This is a genomic window from Sphingomonas sp. RB1R13 (assembly GCF_036663775.1).
GTDB lineage: Bacteria > Pseudomonadota > Alphaproteobacteria > Sphingomonadales > Sphingomonadaceae > Sphingomicrobium.
In genome coordinates this window covers 1-1,344 of the sequence record NZ_JAXOJM010000037.1, presented here as the reverse complement: position 1 = coordinate 1,344, position 1,344 = coordinate 1, and the positions used below count along the sequence as shown (strand labels likewise).

Annotated in this window: 3 protein-coding genes; 2 read left to right on the top strand and 1 reads right to left on the bottom strand. The window is 59.7% G+C overall.

Annotation, left to right across the window (positions count from 1 at the left end; genetic code table 11):
• The first annotated feature begins 99 nt into the window (after positions 1 to 99).
• Positions 100 to 363 (top strand): hypothetical protein, encoded by a 264-nt coding sequence (locus tag U1700_RS14605; RefSeq protein ID WP_332753417.1) that lies wholly within the window; start codon positions 100 to 102, stop codon positions 361 to 363.
• Between the two features lie 27 nt (positions 364 to 390).
• Here U1700_RS14605 and U1700_RS14600 read toward each other — a convergent pair whose 3' ends face one another.
• On the bottom strand, positions 391 to 603 hold the full coding sequence (locus U1700_RS14600) for a hypothetical protein (protein ID WP_061781518.1): 213 nt from the start codon (positions 601 to 603) through the stop codon (positions 391 to 393).
• Between the two features lie 183 nt (positions 604 to 786).
• Here U1700_RS14600 and U1700_RS14595 point away from each other — a divergent pair.
• The coding region (locus tag U1700_RS14595) for a PAS domain S-box protein (RefSeq protein WP_332753416.1) at positions 787 to 1,344 on the top strand (558 nt) is incomplete at its 3' end.

The following is a 1,344-nucleotide window of genomic DNA, read 5'->3' as shown; positions in this document are numbered from 1 at the left end:
GGTTCCTGTCGATCACGCATATGTTGCTGATGCAGCTTGGAAACGCTTGGTGATGATCGGGAACATAATGTCCCTCTGAACGATCAGTCGGCCCACGAAATGGCGAATATTCCCATTTCGCAATGGCTCCAGCCAGGTTCCTTCAGGCCAGTATGGGCGACGTTCGTTTTGGGTGCGGCCAATGTAGAGGTGACACGAGTGAGCGAAGACTGCCCGGCTTATTTCGAACGACGCACCAATGAGGAATTGGCCTTGGCCAAGTCGGTCGACGACCTGACCCTGAAGGCGCGGCATTTGAACAGGGCCGCTTATTTCGCCGCAGCTGGGGAACGGGCGCGCGACACGGTAGAGACATCCGGCTGAGAAAGGTGACCGGACGGTTGGACCAGCTCATGTTCGCTTCGAAATTCCGTTGATCCGGCCCCAGCTGAAGCCGTTCATCCAACTCATGCGCAGCATGAGTTCGGCATGGGTGATCGGGCAATCGACCGCCGAGCCCAGAGGTGCGACACCCGCCCTCCGTCCAGCATCGAATGCCTCGTTCATCGCGACCAGCCACCAGTACATCGTGGGCAAATGACCCGCGGCCCTGACCATGGCCATCAATCAGATTATAAGATTGTCTACGTGTCGAGATAAACCGCATTGCCGAGCCATGCCTCCCGGTCGCCACGGGTTAATGCCCCGATCCGTAACATTTTTTTCGATTGCGGCGCCGCCGTCGCCGCTAATAAGGATCGCGATAACAATCATGCGATGCCAGCAGCGGAACCGTCCTTGAATACGATGACCAGAGAGGAACTCGAGGCGGAGGTCGCGCACCTGCGCGCGGCACTGGCGCAAGCGGAGATCCGGGCTGACCGGTTCGGCCAACGACAGACGGAACAGGAACATCGGCACCTGACCGACCTGACGGTAAGCCGCAGGCAGACCATCGAGGCCAATGGGCGAACCATCGCGGCGCAAGAACGCGAACAGGCTGCGGCGAAAACCCATCGGCGACACATTGCGGATGCCTTGGCGGACCTGAGCGATTCTCGGGAACTGGTCGCCATGCTCAGGGAAAGCCAGATCGCGCTCGCTGCCAGCGAGGCCAGACAGCGCGCGATTTTCGAAAACGCCACCGACATTGCAATGATCGTCACCGATCCGTCAGGCATCATCACCGACTGGAATCCAGGCGCACAGACCGTGCTCGGCTGGACTGCCGAGGAAATGGTGGGCCAGGATGCAGAACGGTTCTTCACGCCGGAAGACCGCGAAAGCGATCGTATCGAATACGAGATGTCCGGCGCCCTCCGGAACGGTCGTGCCACCGACGAGCGATGGCATCTGCGCAAGGAC

What these genes read in the sequence shown, in the direction of transcription:
- U1700_RS14605 (WP_332753417.1), top strand. Translation starts at nt 100, where the DNA reads ATGGCGAATATTCCCATTTCGCAATGGCTCCAGCCAGGTTCCTTCAGG.
- U1700_RS14600 (WP_061781518.1), bottom strand. Translation starts at nt 603, where the DNA reads ATGGCCATGGTCAGGGCCGCGGGTCATTTGCCCACGATGTACTGGTGG.